This is a genomic window from Devosia sp. GW821-FHT12F11 (assembly GCF_058806655.1).
In genome coordinates this window covers 429,111-448,372 of sequence record NZ_JBXAPX010000002.1, presented here as the reverse complement: position 1 = coordinate 448,372, position 19,262 = coordinate 429,111, and the positions used below count along the sequence as shown (strand labels likewise).

Annotated in this window: 17 protein-coding genes; 10 read left to right on the top strand and 7 right to left on the bottom strand. The window is 65.0% G+C overall.

The genetic code is table 11. The annotated features are described in order from the left end of the window. The first annotated feature begins 21 nt into the window (after positions 1-21). The gene (locus AC1ROK_RS07760; protein WP_492845493.1) at positions 22-360 is read left to right on the top strand and encodes a hypothetical protein; all 339 of its coding nucleotides are present in this window, start codon (positions 22-24) and stop codon (positions 358-360) included. Between the two features lie 69 nt (positions 361-429). On the opposite strand, the gene AC1ROK_RS07755 is transcribed toward AC1ROK_RS07760, so the two are convergent. The 6 genes from AC1ROK_RS07755 to ppk2 form a co-directional block, all read right to left on the bottom strand. Next, on the bottom strand, positions 430-1,587 hold the full coding sequence (locus AC1ROK_RS07755) for an iron-containing alcohol dehydrogenase (RefSeq protein WP_492845491.1): 1,158 nt from the start codon (positions 1,585-1,587) through the stop codon (positions 430-432). 155 nt (positions 1,588-1,742) lie between these two features. Next, positions 1,743-3,125, bottom strand: coding sequence for an aldehyde dehydrogenase family protein (locus tag AC1ROK_RS07750; protein ID WP_492845489.1), 1,383 nt, complete (start codon positions 3,123-3,125; stop codon positions 1,743-1,745). 29 nt (positions 3,126-3,154) lie between these two features. After that, a complete protein-coding gene (locus AC1ROK_RS07745) occupies positions 3,155-4,522 on the bottom strand; it encodes a glutamine synthetase family protein (RefSeq protein ID WP_492845487.1) in 1,368 nt (455 codons plus the stop codon). Between the two features lie 77 nt (positions 4,523-4,599). After that, positions 4,600-6,123, bottom strand: coding sequence for an amino acid permease (locus AC1ROK_RS07740; protein ID WP_492845485.1), 1,524 nt, complete (start codon positions 6,121-6,123; stop codon positions 4,600-4,602). Then, a complete protein-coding gene (locus AC1ROK_RS07735; RefSeq protein ID WP_492845483.1) occupies positions 6,123-6,938 on the bottom strand; it encodes an N-formylglutamate amidohydrolase in 816 nt (271 codons plus the stop codon). Before AC1ROK_RS07735 ends, AC1ROK_RS07740 begins: the two co-directional genes overlap by 1 nt. 147 nt (positions 6,939-7,085) lie before the next feature. After that, positions 7,086-7,943 (bottom strand): polyphosphate kinase 2, encoded by an 858-nt coding sequence (gene ppk2 / locus AC1ROK_RS07730; protein WP_492845481.1) that lies wholly within the window; start codon positions 7,941-7,943, stop codon positions 7,086-7,088. A 103-nt stretch (positions 7,944-8,046) separates the two neighbouring features. On the opposite strand from ppk2, the gene AC1ROK_RS07725 reads away from it, so the two are divergent. The 7 genes from AC1ROK_RS07725 to phoB all read left to right on the top strand — a co-directional run bounded on the left by AC1ROK_RS07725 (position 8,047) and on the right by phoB (position 15,791). Then, positions 8,047-9,327 (top strand): ATP-binding protein, encoded by a 1,281-nt coding sequence (locus AC1ROK_RS07725; RefSeq protein ID WP_492845480.1) that lies wholly within the window; start codon positions 8,047-8,049, stop codon positions 9,325-9,327. Between the two features lie 209 nt (positions 9,328-9,536). Continuing rightward, positions 9,537-10,559 (top strand): PstS family phosphate ABC transporter substrate-binding protein, encoded by a 1,023-nt coding sequence (locus AC1ROK_RS07720; RefSeq protein WP_492845478.1) that lies wholly within the window; start codon positions 9,537-9,539, stop codon positions 10,557-10,559. 100 nt (positions 10,560-10,659) lie between these two features. Continuing rightward, complete coding sequence (gene pstC, locus AC1ROK_RS07715) at positions 10,660-12,129, top strand: phosphate ABC transporter permease subunit PstC (protein ID WP_492845476.1); 1,470 nt, start codon at positions 10,660-10,662, stop codon at positions 12,127-12,129. Continuing rightward, on the top strand, positions 12,126-13,445 hold the full coding sequence (gene pstA, locus AC1ROK_RS07710) for a phosphate ABC transporter permease PstA (RefSeq protein ID WP_492845474.1): 1,320 nt from the start codon (positions 12,126-12,128) through the stop codon (positions 13,443-13,445). The genes pstC and pstA overlap by 4 nt, the downstream gene beginning before the upstream one ends. A 21-nt stretch (positions 13,446-13,466) precedes the next feature. Next, positions 13,467-14,276, top strand: a complete 810-nt coding sequence (pstB, locus tag AC1ROK_RS07705) for a phosphate ABC transporter ATP-binding protein PstB (protein ID WP_492845472.1) — start codon at positions 13,467-13,469, stop codon at positions 14,274-14,276. An 18-nt stretch (positions 14,277-14,294) separates the two neighbouring features. Continuing rightward, on the top strand, positions 14,295-14,990 hold the full coding sequence (phoU, locus tag AC1ROK_RS07700; protein WP_492845470.1) for a phosphate signaling complex protein PhoU: 696 nt from the start codon (positions 14,295-14,297) through the stop codon (positions 14,988-14,990). 99 nt (positions 14,991-15,089) lie between these two features. Next, the gene (gene phoB / locus AC1ROK_RS07695; RefSeq protein ID WP_055047977.1) at positions 15,090-15,791 is read left to right on the top strand and encodes a phosphate regulon transcriptional regulator PhoB; all 702 of its coding nucleotides are present in this window, start codon (positions 15,090-15,092) and stop codon (positions 15,789-15,791) included. A gap of 132 nt (positions 15,792-15,923) precedes the next feature. Here phoB and AC1ROK_RS07690 read toward each other — a convergent pair whose 3' ends face one another. Beyond that, positions 15,924-17,402 (bottom strand): amidase, encoded by a 1,479-nt coding sequence (locus AC1ROK_RS07690; protein ID WP_492845467.1) that lies wholly within the window; start codon positions 17,400-17,402, stop codon positions 15,924-15,926. A gap of 164 nt (positions 17,403-17,566) precedes the next feature. Between AC1ROK_RS07690 and AC1ROK_RS07685 the strand changes: the two genes are divergently transcribed. Together AC1ROK_RS07685 and AC1ROK_RS07680 are read left to right on the top strand one after the other, a co-directional pair. Further along, positions 17,567-18,208, top strand: coding sequence for a ThuA domain-containing protein (locus tag AC1ROK_RS07685; RefSeq protein ID WP_492845465.1), 642 nt, complete (start codon positions 17,567-17,569; stop codon positions 18,206-18,208). Next, a complete protein-coding gene (locus AC1ROK_RS07680) occupies positions 18,193-19,233 on the top strand; it encodes an aldo/keto reductase (protein WP_492845463.1) in 1,041 nt (346 codons plus the stop codon). Before AC1ROK_RS07685 ends, AC1ROK_RS07680 begins: the two co-directional genes overlap by 16 nt. The last annotated feature ends 29 nt before the right edge of the window (positions 19,234-19,262 follow it).

The window sequence follows — 19,262 nt, the reverse complement described above, 5'->3', positions numbered from 1 at the left end:
GGACCGATAGGGGGATGGGTCGTGCGTAAGCTATTGATTGGCATCGCGATCGCGGTGCTGTGCAGCAGCGCGGCCAGTGCCGCCAGCACGTCCGGGGTCCGCTGTGAGGACCCACAGGTCATCGACTACATCAAGACCAACCTCAAGGGGATGAAATCCGAGGACGGACAGCAGCTCTCCAGATATCTCGGCGACAACTCCAAGCTCAGCGCGACCACCATTTCGGCGCACCGCGACGGGTTCGTCTGCAAGATCAGCCTCAGTCTCACATTCGGCGGCAACACCCAGACGATCCGCGGCCGGTTCGTCTACCGCCAGTTTTCAGGCGACCGGGCAAGCGCAACGTTCATCCCGTTCTAGATTTCGTTGGCTTGTTGCGATCCCGAACCGCAAGGGTCCGTTTTGCTGAAGGCCTCCAGGTCGAGACGGCTAAAGCCGCCCCTCCATCGCCCGGTCGAAGATTTCCAGCGCCAGCTTTTTGGTCAGTTCCACCGGGTTGCCACCCGCCGTCGGGTCGACGATCGCCATGTCGCCGATCAGCTCGCGCTTCTCCCCGCTCACCTTGAAGTCCCTCAACGTATTGGGGACGTTGAGCTTGGCGCGGAGGCCATTGATGGCGCTGAGGAACGCGTCGAAGTTCGGCGGGAGACCGCAATAGGCCGCGAGCCGGGCGATCTTGGCTTCGATCGCATCGCGGTTGGCCACCAGTACATAGGGCATGAACACCGCATTGGTCATGCCGTGGTGCGTGTCGTAGAGCGCCCCGACCGGGTGGCTCAGCGAATGGATGGCGCCAAGGCCTTTCTGGAAGGCAGTCGCGCCCATTGCCGCCGCGCTCATCAGGTGACCGCGGGCTTCGATATCGTTGGGGTTCTCTACTACCTTGGGCAGGTTCTCGAGTGCCAGCCGCACCCCTTCAACGGCGATGCCGTCGGCCAGCGGGTGATACCCCTTGGCGCAATAGGCCTCGAGGCAATGCGCCAGGGCATCGAAGCCGGTGCCCACGGTGATGAAGGTCGGCATACCGACCGTCAGCTCCGGATCGGCAATCACTACCTTGGGCATCATCAATGGGTGGAAGATCACCTTCTTGGTATGCGTCGTCTCGTCGGTGATCACCCCGGCGCGTCCGACCTCCGAGCCGGTCCCGGCGGTGGTCGGCACCGCGACGATCGGGAAAATCCCCTTGGGGTCGGCGCGGGTCCACCAGTCGCCGATATCCTCGAAATCCCACATCGGCCGGGTCTGCCCGGCCATGAAGGCAATCACCTTGCCGGTGTCGAGGCCCGAGCCGCCACCGAAGGCGATCACCCCGTCATGCCCGCCCTGCCTGAGCACCTCGATGCCGGCGTTGACGTTGGCCGAGATCGGGTTGGGCTTCACATCGGCGAACACGCCGACCTCGAACCCGGCATCGCGCAGCAGTTTCAGCGTGTTCTGCGTCACCGGCAGGTTCACCAGCCCGGCATCGGTCACCAGCAGCGGCCGCGCAATCCCTGCAACCTTCAGCGCCTCCGGCAGCTCGGCAATACGGCCGGCGCCGAACTTCACGGCGGTGGGATAATTCCAGTTGGCCTTGGTCGTCATGTTCCCGGTCTCCCGATAGCCCAGTTCTCCACCGGGTCATTCCCGCGAAAGCGGGAACCTCTGTTTATGTCTCACCACCCAAACGGGTTTTCCCGCTTCGCGGGAAGGACCCGGCAAGGGTGGCATCACCATGCCCCAAACGACGTGGTGGGGCCCTAAACCTTCTTCAGGTGATAGCTCTTGGGCTGCGTCAGGTTCGCGTAGCCGATCTCGCTCAGCGCGCCGCCCTTGCCGGTTTCCTTGACCCCGGTCCAGACCAGTGCCGGATCGAGATAGTCACAACGATTGGCGAACACCGTGCCGGTCTCGACCTTGCTGCCAATCTTCGCCGCCACTTCGAGGTCCTCGGTCCAGATCGAGGCGGTCAGCCCATAGGGGCTGTCGTTCATCAGTTCGATCGCCTCGGCGTCGTCGCGCACCTTCATGATGCCGACCACCGGCCCGAAGCTTTCCTCGCGCATCACGGCCATCTGGTGGTTGACGTTGGTCAGCACTTCCGGCGCGAGATAAGGCGAGCTCTCCTCGTCGAGGTCGTGCTTCGAATTGAGATGCGCCTTGGCGCCCTTGCGCAGCGCCTCCAGCGTCTGCCCGCGTACCAGGTCGGCGAAACGCGGCGTCGCCATCGGCCCGACCATGGTGTCGGCGTCGAGCGGGTTGCCGAGCGTCCAGCCCCTGGCGTTCTCGACGAAATCCTTGACGAAGCGGTCGTAGACCGAGGCGTGCACGTAGATGCGCTCCACCCCGCAGCAGCTCTGCCCGGAGTTGAAGAACGAACCGTCGACCAGGTTCTCCACCGCGTGCGTCAGGTTCGCATCCTCGCGCACATAGGCCGGGTCCTTGCCGCCGAGCTCCAGCCCCAGCGTTGCAAAGGTCCCCGCCGCGGCGCGCTCGATGCGCCGCCCGCCTTCTACCGAGCCGGTGAAGTTGACGTGGTCGATCTTGCCCGAGCCGATCAGCTTTTCGGTATCGGCGTGGTTCAGCACCAGGTTCTGGAACAGCCCATCCGGCATTCCGGCCGCCTGGAACGCCTCGGCGAAGCGCTCGCCCACCAGCAGCGTCTGCGAGGCGTGCTTCAGGATCACTGCGTTACCCGCCATCAGCGCCGGCACGATCGTGTTGATCGCCGTGAGATAGGGGTAATTCCACGGCGCGATCACCATAACCGTGCCCAGCGGCTCGCGCGCGATCCAGCGCGTGAAACCCGGCTTGTCCGGCCGCATCGACGGCTTGAGGCTTTCCTCGGCGATGCCGATCATATGGCGCGAGCGCTCTTCGACGCCGCGCTTTTCGCCGCCATAGCGCACCGGCCGACCCATCTGCCAGGCCAGTTCCGGCACGATCTCGTCGTTTTTGGCGAGCAGGGCATCGAGGAAGTGCTCGAGGAACTTCACCCGCTCCTTGACCGTCACTTCGGCCCAGACCTCGCGGGCCCGCCGGGTCTTGGCCACGGCGGCGTCGATCTCGGCGCCGGTGGCGACCTTGCGCTCGGCATACACGCGCCCATCGATGGGCGAGACGATCTGGACCCTGTCGGTCATCTGTCACCTATGTGGTTGTGCCCGGAGTTCTAGCTGCGCTCGAACCCGCGCTTCAACTCCCAATCGGTGACGCGCCGGTCATACTCGAACTGCTCCCAGTTGCCGGTATGCACGTAATGCCCGATCACCGGCTCGCCGAACGCCTCGCGCAGCATGCTCGAGTTCTGCATCGCGGCCACCGCGTCGCGCAGAGTCTTGTGCACTTCCCGTAGCTTCTCGCCGACATAGGCGTCGCCGGTGAAGGCTGGCTCGAGCGGCAGCTTGTCCTCGACGCCCTTCAGCCCCGCCGCGATCAGCGCCGCATAGGCGAGGTAGGGGTTGAGGTCCGCCCCGCCGATCCGGCACTCGACGCGCACCCCCTTGGTGTTCTCGCCGCAGAGCCGAAACCCTGCTGTGCGGTTGTCCGACGACCAGATCGCCTTGGTCGGCGCGAAGGTGCCGGCCTGGAAGCGCTTGTAGGAGTTGATGAACGGCGCGAGGAAATAGGTGATGTCGCCGGCATAGGTCAGCAGACCCTGCATGAAATGCTTCATCAGGTCGGACATGCCGAGCTTGTCGTTGCTATCGACGAAGGCGTTCTTGCCGCCTTTGGCGAGGCTCATGTGGATGTGGCTCGACGAACCGGCGAGCCCGAAGTCCCACTTGGCCATGAAGGTGATAGCCTTGCCGTGGCTGTGCGCGATCTCCTTCATCGCGTTCTTCATCACCACATGTCGGTCCGCCATGGTCAGCGCATCGGCGTAGCGCACGTTGAGCTCTTCCTGCCCCGGGCCCCATTCGCCTTTCGAATTCTCCACCGGAATGCCCGAGGCCTGCAGCTGCCGCCGCATGGCGCGCAGCACCCCTTCTTCCTTGGTGGTCTGGAAGATGTGGTAATCCTGGATGTAGTAGCCGGCGGTGGTGAGGTTCCTGTAGCCCTTGTCCCAGGCCGAGCGAAAGCTCTCGTCGAACAGGTAGAACTCCAGCTCCGAGGCGAAATTCGCCGTCAGCCCGAGCTTTTCCAGCCGTTTCAGCTGCGCCTTGAGGATGGCGCGCGGGCTGTGCGGGATCGGCTCGTGATGGTGGTGGTCGACGAGGTCAGCGAGGATGATCGCCGTGCCCTCCAGCCACGCCGCCTTCATCAGCGTCGTGAGGTCGGGCTTCATGACGAAATCGCCATAGCCCTTGGCCCAGTTGGCCGCCTCGTAGCCGGGCACCGGCTCCATATCGATATCGTTGGCGAGCAGGTAGTCGCAGCCATGCGTCTCGTCGATCGCCCCGTCGAGGAAGAACTCGGCCTGGAAGCGCTTGCCGATCAGTCGGCCCTGCATGTCGGGAAACGCCACCAGCACGGTGTCGATGGTGCCGGCTTTCACGTCGGCCTTCAGTTGATCGAGCGTATAGGCGGCTTGTGCCATGGCAGAACTCCCTCGGAACGCTGGTCTTGTTGTTGGTTGGGAGGGGACCGCGGCGCCTGGCCGCGATCCCCGGGGCCCTACTTGTTGGCGTGTGCGAGCGCGAACTCTTCCTCGGGCGAGAGGATGAGCTTGTGCCGGCCGACCACCGCGAAATAGACGATGCCGACCGCGCACCAGACGATCACCCAGATCACGCCCTTGAAGAAGTTCGGATCCTGGATCTGGTAGCCCAGCGTCACCGCCGCGATGATGATGGTCAGCACGGCGCCGGGGACGCCCACCGGGCTCTTGAACGGCCGCTCGATGTTCGGCAGCTTGCGGCGGAGGATGATGAAGCTCAGCGCCTGCGCGATGTAGCTCAGCATTGCGCCGAACACCGCCATGTTGAGCAGCACCGAGCCGATGATGTCGTCACCCAGCTGTGTTTCGCCCGGCCCGCCGCCCCCATTGGCGAACCAGATCACCAGCATCACGCCCAGCCCGAGCACCGAACCGGCGATCATGGCGAAATGCGGGGTCTTGTACTTGGCATGCGTTTCCGACAGCGCCGATGGAAAATAGCCGGCGCGGCTCAGCGAATAGACCTGCCGCCCCTGGGCGTAGAGAATGGTGTGGAACGAAGCGACGAGGCCGATCAGCGCCACGACGCCGAAGGCCGAAGCCGCCCAGCCCACATCCGGGAACATGGCGCGGATACCGTCGAGCGCCGGCTCCAGCGACGAGCCCAGAGCAAACGAACCGACGCCGGCGATCGAGGGGTTGAGCAGCACCACGAGGAACGCCGACAGCGCCAGCGTGGCAAAGCCCAGCATGATGCCACGCGGCATGTCGCGCTTCGGATCGACCGATTCCTCTGCCGCCAGCGGCACCTGCTCGATGGCGAGGAACAGCCACACCGCGAAGGGCAGGGTGGCGAGCACGCCGCCAAGGCCCTTGGGGAACCACTCGCCGCCGCCTTCCGGCAGCTCGGAGCCATCAGGGGCGATGTTCAGCGCCCAGCGCGAGAAGTCGATATGGCCAAAGGCGCTGATGTAGAAGAACGCCAGGCCTGCCAGCGAGATCAGTGTCACCGCCAGCGTCACCTTGTAGCTCAGCGCCACCCCGAAGATGTTGAGCGCCAGGAAGATCGCGTAGAACACGATCCATAACACCGGGTAGAGCGAGGTATCGAGCCCGGTAATCGAGCCGAAATAGGCCGAGATGAACGTACAGATCACCGCGGGCGTCAGCACGTACTCGACGTTCTCGAACAGACCGGTGACGAACCCACCCCAGGGGCCCATCGAGCTGCGGGCGAACGAGTAGGCAGCGCCGGTATGGGGCAGCGCCGGGCTCATCTCGGCGATCGAGAAGGTCAGGCCCAGATACATGATGGCGATGATGATGCCGGCCACCAGCATGCCGCCCCAGCCGCCGGTGGCGAAGCCGAAGTTCCAGCCCGAGAAGTGACCCGAGATCACCGCGCCGACGCCCAGCGCCCACAGCGACCAGATACCGGCATAGCGCTGCAGGCCGCGCTTTTCGAAGTAGGTCTTGTCGCGGGTGGCGTATTTCACACCACCCGCCTGCGTGCCCGTGGCACTAGACGGAATGTCAGCCATCAAACCCTCCTGTGAACTGACGTGTTCTGCTCGGTCGGTGATGTAGCCGCTGCCCAGCCGCGCGACCCAAGCGCGGCGGTGAGGCATCGGGCCAGCCGGGCGGCCCATAGGCTCACCCCTTCTGGTTCGAGAATTTCGTTGTGTCGGATCTCGATCATCGACGATTCGAGCCCCCGTCCGTCGCCGTGATGCTCCAGCGTGTAAGTGACGCCGTTGAGCGCCGAGTAGGGCTGGTTCCAACCGATGTCGAGGCTCGCCTCGTCGGCCGCCAGCGCGTCACGCAGCGCCGCGGTGAACCGGTTGTCCCGCCCATGGATCAGCCCGATCGGCCACGGCCGCGGCACATCCTTGTAGAGCGGGGTGAACGAATGCACCGTCACCAGCACCGTCTCGATTCCGGCCGCCTTGCGGCGGTCGAGCACACCCTCGAGCGCCGCGTGAAACGGCGCGTGATAGGCCCCGATCCGCTCCGCTCGCTCGTTGTCGCCTATGCCCTGGTTGCCGGGAATGTCGGTCCGCTCCGACACCACCGGGATCAGGTCCGGCGCGTCATGGTCGCGGTTGCAGTCGATCACCAGCCGGCTGACCGTCGAGGCCACCAGCGACGCGTCGAGCAACTCGCTGAGCTCGAGCGCCACCGCCATGGCGCCCGGGTCCCAGGCGACATGCATCAGCCGCTGGTGTGGCGTCAGGCCAAGATCACCATAGCGGTCGGGGAAACGGTTCGAGGCGTGGTCGCAGGCCAGCACGAAAGGCGATCGCCCCTCGGCGTTGAACACCAGCACTGGCGGAATGACGCTCGCCTCGTGGCTCACGCCGGCCTCATGGCCCACCATACTGACCCCTGTGGGACGTGCCGGCCCCCAAGCCTTCGCCCCTGCTGTCTGATCCGCGCGAGGCCCTCTCGGGCGGATCGTTAACGGGCAGTTGACGGGTTTTTGACCGTCTGGTCAATCCACCCGCTACATCTCGCTGTGGGACTTCATGAAGGCCTGCGGGGAGACGATGATCTTGCCGTCCACCTCGCCGATCAGCTTGTCGTCCTTGCCCTCGTAGCTGAGCGCGTGCAGCACGGAACGGATGATCCCCAGCCGTCCGCGTTTCTTGTCGTTGTTGAACACGATTCGCCACGGCGCGTGCTCGGTGTGGCTCGCCTCCAGCATCCGGTTGCGCGCCTTGGTGTAATCGTCGAAGCGTTTCAGCGCTTCGAGATCGATGGGCGAGAGCTTCCACACCTTCAGCGGGTCATGCCGCCGGTCGTGGAAGCGTTTGAGCTGCATTTCGCGCCCGATGGTGAGCCAGAACTTGAACAGGTGGATGCCATCGTCCACCAGCATCTTCTCGAAATCCGGCACCGCCCCGAGGAAGCGGTTGGTTTCTTCGGGCGTGCAGAACCCCATCACCGGCTCGACGCCGGCCCGGTTGTACCAGGAACGGTCGAACAGTACCTGCTCGCCTGCCGCCGGCATCCAGTCGACATAGCGCTGGAAGTACCATTGCGTGCGTTCCCGGTCCGACGGCTTGGGCAGCGCCACGGCCATGTTGAAGCGGGGGTTGAGGTTCTCGAGATAGCTGGCGATCGAGCCGCCCTTGCCGGCCGCGTCGCGCCCCTCGAACACGACGACGATGCGCTTGCCGGTCTTTGATTGATCGTGCTGCAGCAGCGCCAATTGCCGCTGTACCTGCAGCATTTCGGTCTCGTAGACGTCCGAGTCGAGCTTTTCATCATAGGGAAAGCCCCCGGACTCGAGCGCCCTCTTCTTGATCGAACGCGGCAGCACCGGGTCTTCGAGGTCGAAGCCCTCCAATGCGTCGGACATGAACGAACTCCGTGGCCTGTCATGACGGTGTCACAACCGTGCTATGAACACCCCGATCTGGCAAGCCGGGGTGAATCGCCCCAGGGCTCCCAAGGAAGGCTCGATGGCGGAAGAAGCGCAGCGCTCGGCAACGGGGATCACGTGGCTCGATACGGTCAGGGCCCGGCTTTACGGCCGGCTGCTGATGCTGCTCGCCATGGGGCTGGTGTTCATGACCCTGGCCGGGCTCAACCTCATCGATCCCTGGCTCGATATCCTCGCCTACGCCATCATCGTCGGCATCGCCGCCCTGGTCCCTGAAACCAGTGAGTCCGCCACCGGCGCCGCCCCTGGCGCCAGCACCACGGAGCTCGCCTTCGCCGATGCTGTCCGGCACTTTGCCGATGCGCTGCCCGACCCTTCGATCGTCATCGACCGTCGCAGCGTTATCGTCCATCTCAACGGTCACGCGGCCCGGCACTTCCCGGGCGTCGTCGCCGGCAGCCCGATCGCCTTCACCATGCGGTTTCCGCAACTGCTTGCCGCCATCGAGGCCGCACGGCTGGGCGCCTCGCAGACCATCGAGCTGCATCAGACCGTCCCGACCGAGACCTGGTACAAGGCCACCGTCGCGCCGCTCGCAGCCGGCGATCCGCTCAATGATGGGGTGCTGGTCATCACGTTGCAGAGCCAGACCGAGGAGAAGCGCCTCGAGATGCTGCGCACCGATTTCATCGCCAATGCCAGCCATGAGCTCCGCACCCCGCTGACCTCTCTGGTCGGCTTTATCGACACGCTGCTCGGCCCCGCCGCCAACGACAAGGAAGCCCGCGAACGCTTCCTCGGCCTGATGCGTGGCCAGGCCGCCCGCATGGCCAAGCTGATCGAGGACCTCTTGTCGCTGAGCCGCATCGAGATGCGCCAGCACATGCGCCCCACCGCCCCCGTCGAGCTGGGCGCGCTGCTGCGCGAAGTCGCCGAGGGCCTGCATAAGCTCGCCGAAGACACCGACACCAAGCTCAGGGTCCAGGCGCCGGACGAGCCGGTCACCGTCAGCGGCGATCGCGACGAACTCTACGAGGTGTTCGAGAACCTTATCGATAACGCCATCAAGTACGGCGCCGACGGCGATACCATCGACATCACCCTGTCACCGGATGCCGGTCGTCGTGGCTTCGATGCCATCGTCTCGGTGGTCGATCACGGCGTCGGTGTCGCCGCCGAGCATGTGCCGCGCCTGACCGAGCGGTTCTACCGCGTCGATGCCGATACCAGCCGCAAGAAGAAGGGCACCGGCCTCGGCCTCGCCATCGTCAAGCACATCGTCACCCGCCATCACGGCGTGCTGTCGATCAAGAGCCAGCCGGGGCAGGGCACCCGCGTCGACGTGCTGCTCAGAAAATGACAGTCGCCCGGGTTTCCACAGGCCGAAATCCGTAGAGATAAAAATAGTCATTATAGATCAACGATCTAGGCTGTCACAGAAATGCAATCCCAGTGTCATAAAACCTTGTGACAACGCCCCTAGGTTCCGCCTTGCAGACAGGGCGGCCGGAGGAACCGGGACCGTCGACTGGCCTGAAGGGGCCGATCCTTCCGAAAGGGAACATCATCATGAAGATTGCAGTTTTCGCGAGCGCCGCGGTTATCGCGCTTGCCGCCGGCCTTGGTGCGGCCGCGGCGCGCGACCAGGTCCAGGTCGCCGGTTCGTCCACCGTCCTCCCCTATGCCAAGATCGTCGCCGAGTCGTTCGGCGAGGCCTTCCCCGACTTCAAGACCCCGGTCGTCGAGTCCGGTGGGTCGGGCGCCGGCATCAAGCAGTTCTGTGAAGGCGTCGGCGAGGACAAGATCGACATCGCGAATTCGTCGCGCGCCATGAAGGCGGAAGAGCTCGAGACCTGCAAGACCAACGGCGTTGCCGAAGTTGAGGAAGTCAAGATCGGCTACGACGGCATCGTCTTTGCCACCGACATCGCCGGCCCGGATTTCGCCATCCAGCCCGCCGACATCTACAAGGCGCTCGCCGCCCAGGTCGTGGTTGACGGCAAGCTCGTCGACAACCCCTATACCAAGTGGAACGAAGTGAACCCGGCGTTCCCCGAGTGGGATATCGCTGCCTACATCCCGGGCGAGAAGCACGGCACCCGCGAAGTGTTCGAGACCAAGCTGCTCGACGCCGGCTGCGACAAGGACGCCCTGAAGGCCGCTGGCGTGGCTGACGATGCTGTCGCCAAGACCTGCATCGCCATCCGCAAGGACGGCAAGGCCGTCGACATCGATGGCGACTACACCGAGACCCTGGCGCGCATCGACAGCAACAAGACCGGCGTCGGCGTCTTCGGCCTCGCCTTCTACGAGAACAATGCCGACAAGCTGAAGGTCGCAACCGTCGGCGGCGTGGTGCCCTCGACCGAGACCATCTCGTCGGGTGAATACCCGGTCAGCCGTCCGCTGTTCTTCTACGTCAAGAAGGCGCACATCGGCGTCATTCCGGGCCTCAAGGAATATGTCGACTTCTTCATCTCGGACGACATGATCGGGCCGGACTCGCCGCTCGCTCAGTATGGCCTCGTGGCGGCTCCCGATGCCGAGCGCGAAGAGATCCGCGCCAAGTTCGAAGCCGGTACGGCTCTCTGATACGACATCTCGGCGCGGGCCTCGGGTCCGCGCCGTCTCCCGCGCATAGCGCGGGTCTACCCGCCCGTAGCGGCGGTCTAACCGGGGCAAGTGAGGCGTCATGTCAGCAGGCTGGGTAGTAGCAATCGTTCTGGCCATTGGTGCCGTGGCTTATTTCTTTGCCGCCCAGCGCGCCCGCGTGCAGCGCGACGGCACCGACCGGTCCAAGGAAGTCGCGCACTCGCTGCCGACCTATCACGGCTGGCTCGCCTTCATCTTCGCCACCGTCCCGGCGCTGCTGGTCTTTCTCGTTGTCAGCTCCGTCTCGGCCGGCTTGCTCGACAGCCGCATCCGCTCGGAGGTCACGGCCCACATCGCCGATCCTGCAGCCGCCAGCCTCTCCATCGGCATTGTCCGCAATGCGTCGAACGCGCTGACCCAGCTCAATCTTTCGGGCGCCAATGTCCCGACCTCCTATGCCGCGCTGCGCGATATGGCGACGTCGGCCGGCATCAGCCTTGCCGAGAGCGGTGAGGACTACATGGTGCCGCTCGCTGCCAGCGTGAATGCCGATGCCGGCGTCCACAAGCTGATCGGCCAGGGCCTGACGCTGCTGCTGTCGCTTGCCGGCGCCGCCTTCGCCTACTCCCGCATCCGGCTGCGCCTCAGGGCCCGCAACCAGGTCGAACGGGTTGTGCTGTGGTCGCTGCTGGCCGCCTCGTCGGTCGCCATCCTCACCACCGTCGGCATCATTCTGTCGATGCTGGGCGAGACCATCCACTTCTTCTCCGAGGTCAACCCGCTGACCTTCTTCTTCGGCACCGTGTGGGACCCGCGCTTCGCGGACGCCGGTGCAGGCGCGACCAACGGCCAGTTCGGCCTCATCCCGCTGCTCATGGGCACGCTCTATATCGCCCTGGTCTCGATGCTGTTCGCCGTGCCGGTCGGGCTGATGGCCGCCGTCTATATGGGCGAGTACGCCTCGAACCGGGTGCGCTCGACCGTCAAGCCGCTGCTCGAACTGCTCGCCGGTATCCCCACCATCGTCTACGGCATCTTCGCCGTGGTGACGCTGGGGCCGTTCTTCCGCGATCTCTCGGCGGCGCTCGCCGGCGGGTTTTCCTTCATCCAGGCGCAGTCGGTGTTCACCGCCGGCATCGTCATGGGCGTGATGCTGATCCCGGTGGTCTCCTCGCTTTCCGATGACGTGATCACCGCGGTACCCCGTTCCATGCGCGACGGTTCGCTGGCGCTCGGCGCCACCCGGTCCGAGACCATTCGCAAGGTGATCCTGCCGGCCGCGCTCCCCGGCATCGTCGGCGCGCTGCTGCTCACCGCCTCGCGTGCCATCGGCGAAACCATGATCGTGGTGCTTGCCGCCGGTGTCGCCGCCCGCATCAACTTCAACCCGTTCGAGGCGATGACCACCATCACGGTCAAGATCGTCAACCAGCTCACCGGCGACCTCGAGTTCAACTCGCCGCAGACCCTGGTCGCCTTCGCCCTCGGCCTCACCCTCTTCACGCTGACGCTCGGCATGAACGTCTACGCGCTCTACATCGTGCGCAAGTATCGGGAGCAGTATGAATGACCGACGCAGCCTTGCCCCACGCCACCGTGGCCACCACGGCTTCGGCCCGTCGTGATTTCGGCCTGAAGCGCCGCCACGCCGCCGAGTTCCGCTTCCGCCTCTATGGCATCGTAGCCATCGTCATCGGCCTCGGCTTCCTCGCCGTCCTGCTGGTTTCGATCTTTTCGAAGGGCTACACGGCCTTCGTCCAGACCGCGATCACCGTTCCGGTGGAGTTCTCGGCCTCGATCATCGACAAGGACAATGAGCGCGCCACCAACCCGCGCGTCCTCGTCTCCGCCAACTACCCGATCATCGCCCGCAATGCCGTGGCCAAGGCGCTTGGCGTCTCGCCCGACGACAAGGCGGCGATGCGCGATATCGGCAAGTTCGTCTCCGACGGTTCGCGCTCGACCCTGCGCGAGATCGTCGTCAACGACCCCTCGGTGATCGGCACCACCCGCAACGTCACGCTCCTCGCCGCCGCCGATATCGACAGCGCCAACAAGGGCCAGATCGATCTCAGCGTCCCCGAGAGCAAGCGCAAGGTCTCCGACCAGCAGGTCGCCTGGCTCGATCAGCTCAAGCAGGAAGGCGCCATCTCGACGCCGTTCAACTGGGGCCTTCTCACCTTCGGCGCCTCCAGCCGCCCGGAGACCGCGGGGCTCGGCGTGGCGCTCGTCGGCTCGCTCTACATGATGGCGATCGTGCTGCTCTGCGCGCTTCCCATCGGTGTCGCCGCCTCGATCTATCTCGAGGAATTCGCCAAGAAGAACCGCTTCACCGACTTCATCGAGGTGAACATCAACAATCTGGCTGCCGTGCCGTCGATCGTCTTCGGCCTGCTCGGGCTGGCGGTGTTCATCAACTTCTTCGGCATGCCGCGTTCGGCGCCGATCGTCGGTGGCCTCGTCCTCACGCTGATGACCCTGCCCACCATCATCATCGCCACCCGCGCCGCGCTCCGCTCGGTGCCGCCCTCGATCCGCTCTGCGGCGCTCGGCATCGGTGCCTCGAAGATGCAGATGGTGTTCGACCACGTGCTGCCGCTCGCCACCCCGGGCATCCTCACCGGCACCATTATCGGTCTCGCTCGGGCACTCGGTGAAACCGCGCCGCTGCTGCTCATCGGCATGGTGGCGTTCGTCGCCGACCGCCCGACCACGCCGCTCGACCCGGCGACCGCTTTGCCCGTGCAGATTTACATGTGGGCCAACGAGGCCGAGCGCGCCTTCGTCGAGCGCACCTCGGGCGCCATCATCGTGCTGCTGCTGTTCCTCGCCCTGATGAACCTTGCCGCCATTCTCCTCCGCCGCCGCTTCGAGCGCCGCTGGTAACCTCTGACCTGGATGACCGACATGTCCCTCGAATCCGCTGCGACCATTGCCGCTCCCGTCTCGCGTCCCAACGCTCTGCCGAAAATGACCGGCGAGAATGTCGGGGTGTTCTACGGAGCCAAGCAGGCGCTGTTCGACGTCAACCTGAAGATCGAGCAGTTCAACGTCACCTCGCTGATCGGCCCCTCGGGCTGCGGCAAGTCGACCTTCCTGCGCTCGCTCAACCGCATGAACGACACCATCGACGGCTGCCGCGTCACCGGCAAGATCAACCTCGACGAGGACGATATCTACGATCCGTCGATCGACGTGGTGGAACTGCGCGCCCGCGTTGGCATGGTGTTCCAGAAGCCCAATCCGTTCCCCAAGTCGATCTACGAGAACGTCGCTTACGGCCCCAAGATCCACGGCATCGCCCGCAACAAGGCCGATCTCGACGAGATCGTGCACTCCTCGCTGCGCCGCGCCGGCCTGTGGAACGAAGTGAAGGACCGCCTGCAGGAGCCGGGCACCGGCCTTTCCGGTGGTCAGCAGCAGCGCCTCTGCATCGCCCGCGCCATCGCCACCAAGCCAGAAGTGCTGCTGATGGACGAACCGTGCTCGGCCCTCGATCCGATCGCCACCGCCGTCATCGAGGAACTGATCGACGAGCTACGTGAGAACTTCACCATCGTCATCGTCACCCACTCCATGCAGCAGGCCGCCCGCGTCAGCCAGAAGACCGCGTTCTTCCACCTCGGTAAGCTCATCGAGGAAGGCAAGACCGAGGACATCTTCACCAATCCCAAGAACAAGCAGACGCAGGACTACATCACCGGCCGTATCGGCTGATCCGAGAGGAATTCGAGAATGGCATCGCTCAACGAGCACATCGTTTCCTCTTACGAGGACGAACTCACCAACCTCAACAAGGCCATTTCCGAGATGGGTGGCATGGTCGAACAGGCCATCACCGAGTCGGCCGTCGCCTTGCTCAAGCTCGATCACAAGCAGGCCCAGGACGTGCGCCTGTTCGACAAGAAGATCGACGACATGCAGCAGCGCATCAACGACGCTGCGGTGTCGATCATCGCGCGTCGCCAGCCGATGGCCGCGGACCTGCGCATGGTGGTGACCTCGATCCAGGTCGCCAACGATCTCGAGCGCACGGGCGATATGGCCAAGCAGCTGGCCAAGCGCGCCATGCAGATCGAGTCGCTCGGTCTCGCGCCCAAGTTCTACAATGGCGTCAAGCACATGAAGGAACTGGTGGCGCGGCAGCTGAAGAGCGCCATCGATGCCTACCTCAATCGCGACTCCGCCGCGGCGGTCGAGGTCTGCAGCCGCGATGACGAGGTCGATGCGATGTACAACTCGCTGTTCCGCGAACTGCTCACCTATATGATGGAAGATCCGCGCAACATCACGCAGTGCACGCACCTGTTGTTCTGCACCAAGAGCCTCGAGCGCGTCGGCGACCACGCCACCAACATCGCCGAAGCCGCCTACTATCTCGAAACCGGCCGCCACCTCGGCGCCGACGAACAGCAGCGCCAGCCGCGCTGAATCCCTTCGCCGTCTCATTGCGACGGCGAAGGTCTAAGCCTTTGATTTCCAGAGCTCTCAGGTCCGTAGCTGTCCTGAAAGCACTCTAGGGGTGATCCGATGTCCGCTACCATCCTGATCGTCGAGGACGAAGCCGATCTGGCCGTCCTGCTGCGCTACAACCTGGAAGCCGAAGGCTTCCGGGTCGCCACCGCCGCCTCGGGCGACGAGGCGGTGGAGCGCATCCGCGACGGCGTCCCGGATCTGATCCTGCTCGACTGGATGCTGCCTGGCCTTTCTGGCATCGAACTCTGCCGGCGCTGGCGCTCTCGCGAGGAAACCGCGCGCACCCCGATCATCATGATCACCGCGCGCGGCGAAGAAGAGGAGCGCGTCCGCGGCCTCGCCACCGGCGCCGACGATTATGTGGTGAAGCCGTTCTCGATCCCCGAGCTCCTCGCCCGCATCAACGCGCTGCTCCGCCGTTCGAGCCCGCAGCTCGTCACTGCGGTGCTGAAAGCCGGTGACCTCGAGCTCGATCGCACCAGCCACCGCGTCCGTCGCGGCGGCCGCGAAGTGCACCTCGGCCCCACCGAGTACCGCCTGCTCGAATACCTGATGCGCCACCCCGGCCGCGTCTACTCCCGCGAGCAGCTGCTCGACGGCGTCTGGGGCAACGATGTCTATGTCGACGAGCGCACCGTCGATGTGCATGTCGGGCGCCTGCGCAAGGCCATCAACCGCCACCGCGACGCCGACCCGATCCGCACCGTCCGCGGCGCCGGCTACGCCTTTGACGAGCGCTTTGCGGCGGTGAGTTGAGCGCCAAACCCACCGGCGTCATCCCCGCGAAGGCGGGGACCCAGTGGGATGTCTCAACGCCAGCGAGGGCCGATAGTCCGCACTGGGTTCCCGCCTGCGCGGGAATGACGCCGGTGGGTGGAACCGAGTCCCCTAAATCACCCGCTCCGCACAGATCCGATAACTGTCCGCCCACGGCCGCAGCTGTTCGAACGTCGCGCTGGCCGCCAGTACATCGGCATCGGCGTAGCGTCGCCCGATGATCTGCATGCCGACGGGCAGCCCATCCACCAGCCCGGCCGGGATCGACGCGGCCGGATGCCCGGTGAAGTTGAGCGGGTAGGTGAGGCACCAGCCGATCCCCTGGTCGACGGCCTCGCCGTTGACCTCGCGCGGCCCGTGCGTGTTGCCGCCGACCTCGTTCTTGACTGGTAGCGCGGCGACCGTCGGGGTGATCACCAGGTCATAGGTGGCGAAGGCAGCCTGGAACGCGTCGTAAATCTCCGACCGCATCGCCTGGTCGCGGCGGAGGTCCGCCGCCGTCATCGTCTGCCCGTAGCTTTCGATCCAGTGCAGGTACTCCGGTGGGAAATCCCCGCGATGCTGCCCGAGCAGGTCGAGCCCACCGGCTTTCACCGCCTCCAGCGTTCCCAGGTTGAGCGGCATCATCAGCCGTAGCCAGAGGTCGCTCAGCTCGCGCTGCGAATAGCGGATGCCGAGCTTGATTTCCTCGACCTCTGCGCCGGCTTCGCCGAACGCGGCGACGGCCCGCTTCACCGTCTCCGCCACCCGCGGATCGACCGGGAACACGTCGAGATTAGGGCTGTAGCCGATCCGGAACCCCTTGATCGACTTCTTCAGGGCGCCGAGGTAGTCAACCGTTTCGTCTAGGCTCAGCGGGTCGCGCGGATCGTAGCCGCCGAGCACGCTCATCGCCAGCGCCGCATCTTCGACCGTGCGGGTGATCGGTCCCTCGAACACATAGGGCAGGTCGCCGGCAAACGCATTGGGCCGCATCACCACCGGCACGCGCCCGAAGGCCGGCTTGTAGCCATAGACCCCGCACCACGCCGCGGGGATGCGGATCGAGCCGCCGGCATCGGTGCCCTCGGCAATCGACACCAGGCCATCGGCGACGATCGCTGCGCTGCCACCGGAGGAACCGCCCGGGTTGCGTGTCGTGTCGAACGGGTTGCTGGTCGGCCCGAACAGGTAGTTGTCGGTCACTCCGCGCAACCCCATCACCGGCGCGTTGGTCTTGCCCACGAGGATGGCGCCGCCTTTTTCGATCCGCTCGGCGAACGGGCAGTAGAACTGCGCGATGTTGTCCCTGAGTGCCCGCACCCCGCCGAAGGTTGTCGGCCAGCCCGGCTTGAAATCGAACAGGTCCTTGATCGCTGACGGCACGCCATGTAGCGGCGGCAGGACCGCTCCGCTCATCACCGCTGCCTCGGCCGCCTTCGCCTCGCGACGCGCATCGTCGAAACCGAGATAGATCAGCGCATTGAGGCTGGGGTTGCGCGCTTCGATCCGCGCGATCGTTGCCTCCATCACCTCGACCGGCGACACTTCGCGCTGGCGGATGCGTCGCGCCATTTCGGCAGCGCTCACATAGGAATAGTCACTCGACACGTCGCGTCCCCCTCTTGTTTCCGGGCAGGATACTCGACGGGAAAGCGGGCCCCGCACAATGCACCGTTCGACGGGGAACGCTGATCTACCATACCAATTCCTGCTTGCCTTAACCCGCTGCTTTTGTTCAGGTCCACGGCCGGTTGCGGCGAGGGATGAGGAAGATGAAGACAGCGTTGGTCGTATGGGGTGGGCTCGAGCTGCACGAGCCCGAAAAAGGCGCGCATATCGTGCGCGAAATCCTCGAGGGCGAGGGTTTCGAGGTCGACGTCACCGGCGACTACACGGCGCTGGGTGGCGAAAATGTCGGCTCCTACGACCTGATCGTGCCGCAGATCACCGGCGGCGAACTCGACCGCGAGAACTCGATCCGCTTCTGCGCCGCCATCGAGGCCGGCACCGGGCTCGCGGGCTTCCACCACGCGCTGGCCACCAGCTTTCCCGGCAATGCGCGGATGCGCTTTCTCGGCGGCTGCACCTTCGCCACCCACCCGGGCGATATCATCAGCTACCGGGTCGACCCCAAGGTGACGGACGACCCGATCATGGCCGGCATAACGAGCTTCGAGCACACCTCGGAGCAGTACTACATGCATGTCGACCCCACCGTTGAGGTTCTCGCCACCACGACCTTTTCGGGCGAGCACGCCTTCTGGAAGAAGGGCGCCGAGATGCCGGTGGTCTATAAATCCGCCTATGGCCACGGTCGCGTCTTCTACACCGCGCTCGGCCACAAGCCGGCCGAGCTGGACAAGCCCGAGATCAAGACCATCCTGCACCGGGGGCTGCTATGGGCAGCCCGCTGATCCCCTCCCGTCCGGTCGGCGCGACCGGTCTCGACATCAGCCGCATCGGCTTCGGCGGCGCGCCGCTCGGCGACTTGAAGCGGGCGCCGACCGATGCCGGGGCCCGCGAAGTGCTTGAGGCCGCCTGGGATGCCGGCATCCGCTACTTTGACACTGCCCCGTTCTACGGCGCCGGCCTGTCGGAGCGTCGGATCGGCGATTTCCTGCGCGACAAACCAAGGCAGAGCTACGTTCTGTCGACCAAGGTGGGGCGTCTTCTGGTCCCCGACCGCGCCTTTGCGATGGAACGCCACGGCGATCCGCGCGCCCTGCCGTTCCGGCCGAAGTTCGATTTCACTTACGACGGGGTGATGCGCAGCTACGATAACTCGCTGCAGCGGCTGGGGCTCGAAAGCATCGACATCCTGTTTCTCCACGATATCGGGGCCTTCAGCCAGCGCGAGCGCCATGCCGAGACCATGAAGCAGGCACTCGAAGGCGGCGGCATCCGTGCGCTCGAAGAGTTGCGCGCCTCGGGTGCGGTGAAGGCGATCGGGGCAGGGGTCAACGAGTGGCAGATCATCGATGAGCTGATGAACCATGCTCGCTTCGACATTTTCCTGCTCGCCAACCGCTACACCCTGCTCGACCAGCAGGTGATCGACACGCTACTGCCGCGGGTCAGGCGCGAAGGCGTAGCGATCGTCGACGGCGCTCCGCTCAACAGCGGCATCCTCGCCACGGGTCCGGTTCCAAACGCGATTTACGACTACGCGCAGGCGAGTCCCGAGATGATCGAGAAGACCCGCCGCATCGAGGAACTGTGCCGCAAGCACGGCACCACGCTGATCCGCGCCGCACTCAACTTCCCGCTCGGCCACGAGGCGATCACCGCCATCATCCCTGGCTTCTCCAACGTCGCCGAGTTCAACGACAACCTTGCCGGCTATCGCAAAGCCATCCCCGACGCACTCTGGGCCGAGCTACGGTCGGCGGGCCTGCTGCATCCGAATGCGCCGGGCCCCGTTACCCCGATACTGGCGTAGGATACGCTCGAAACTTCCAACCACCCCGG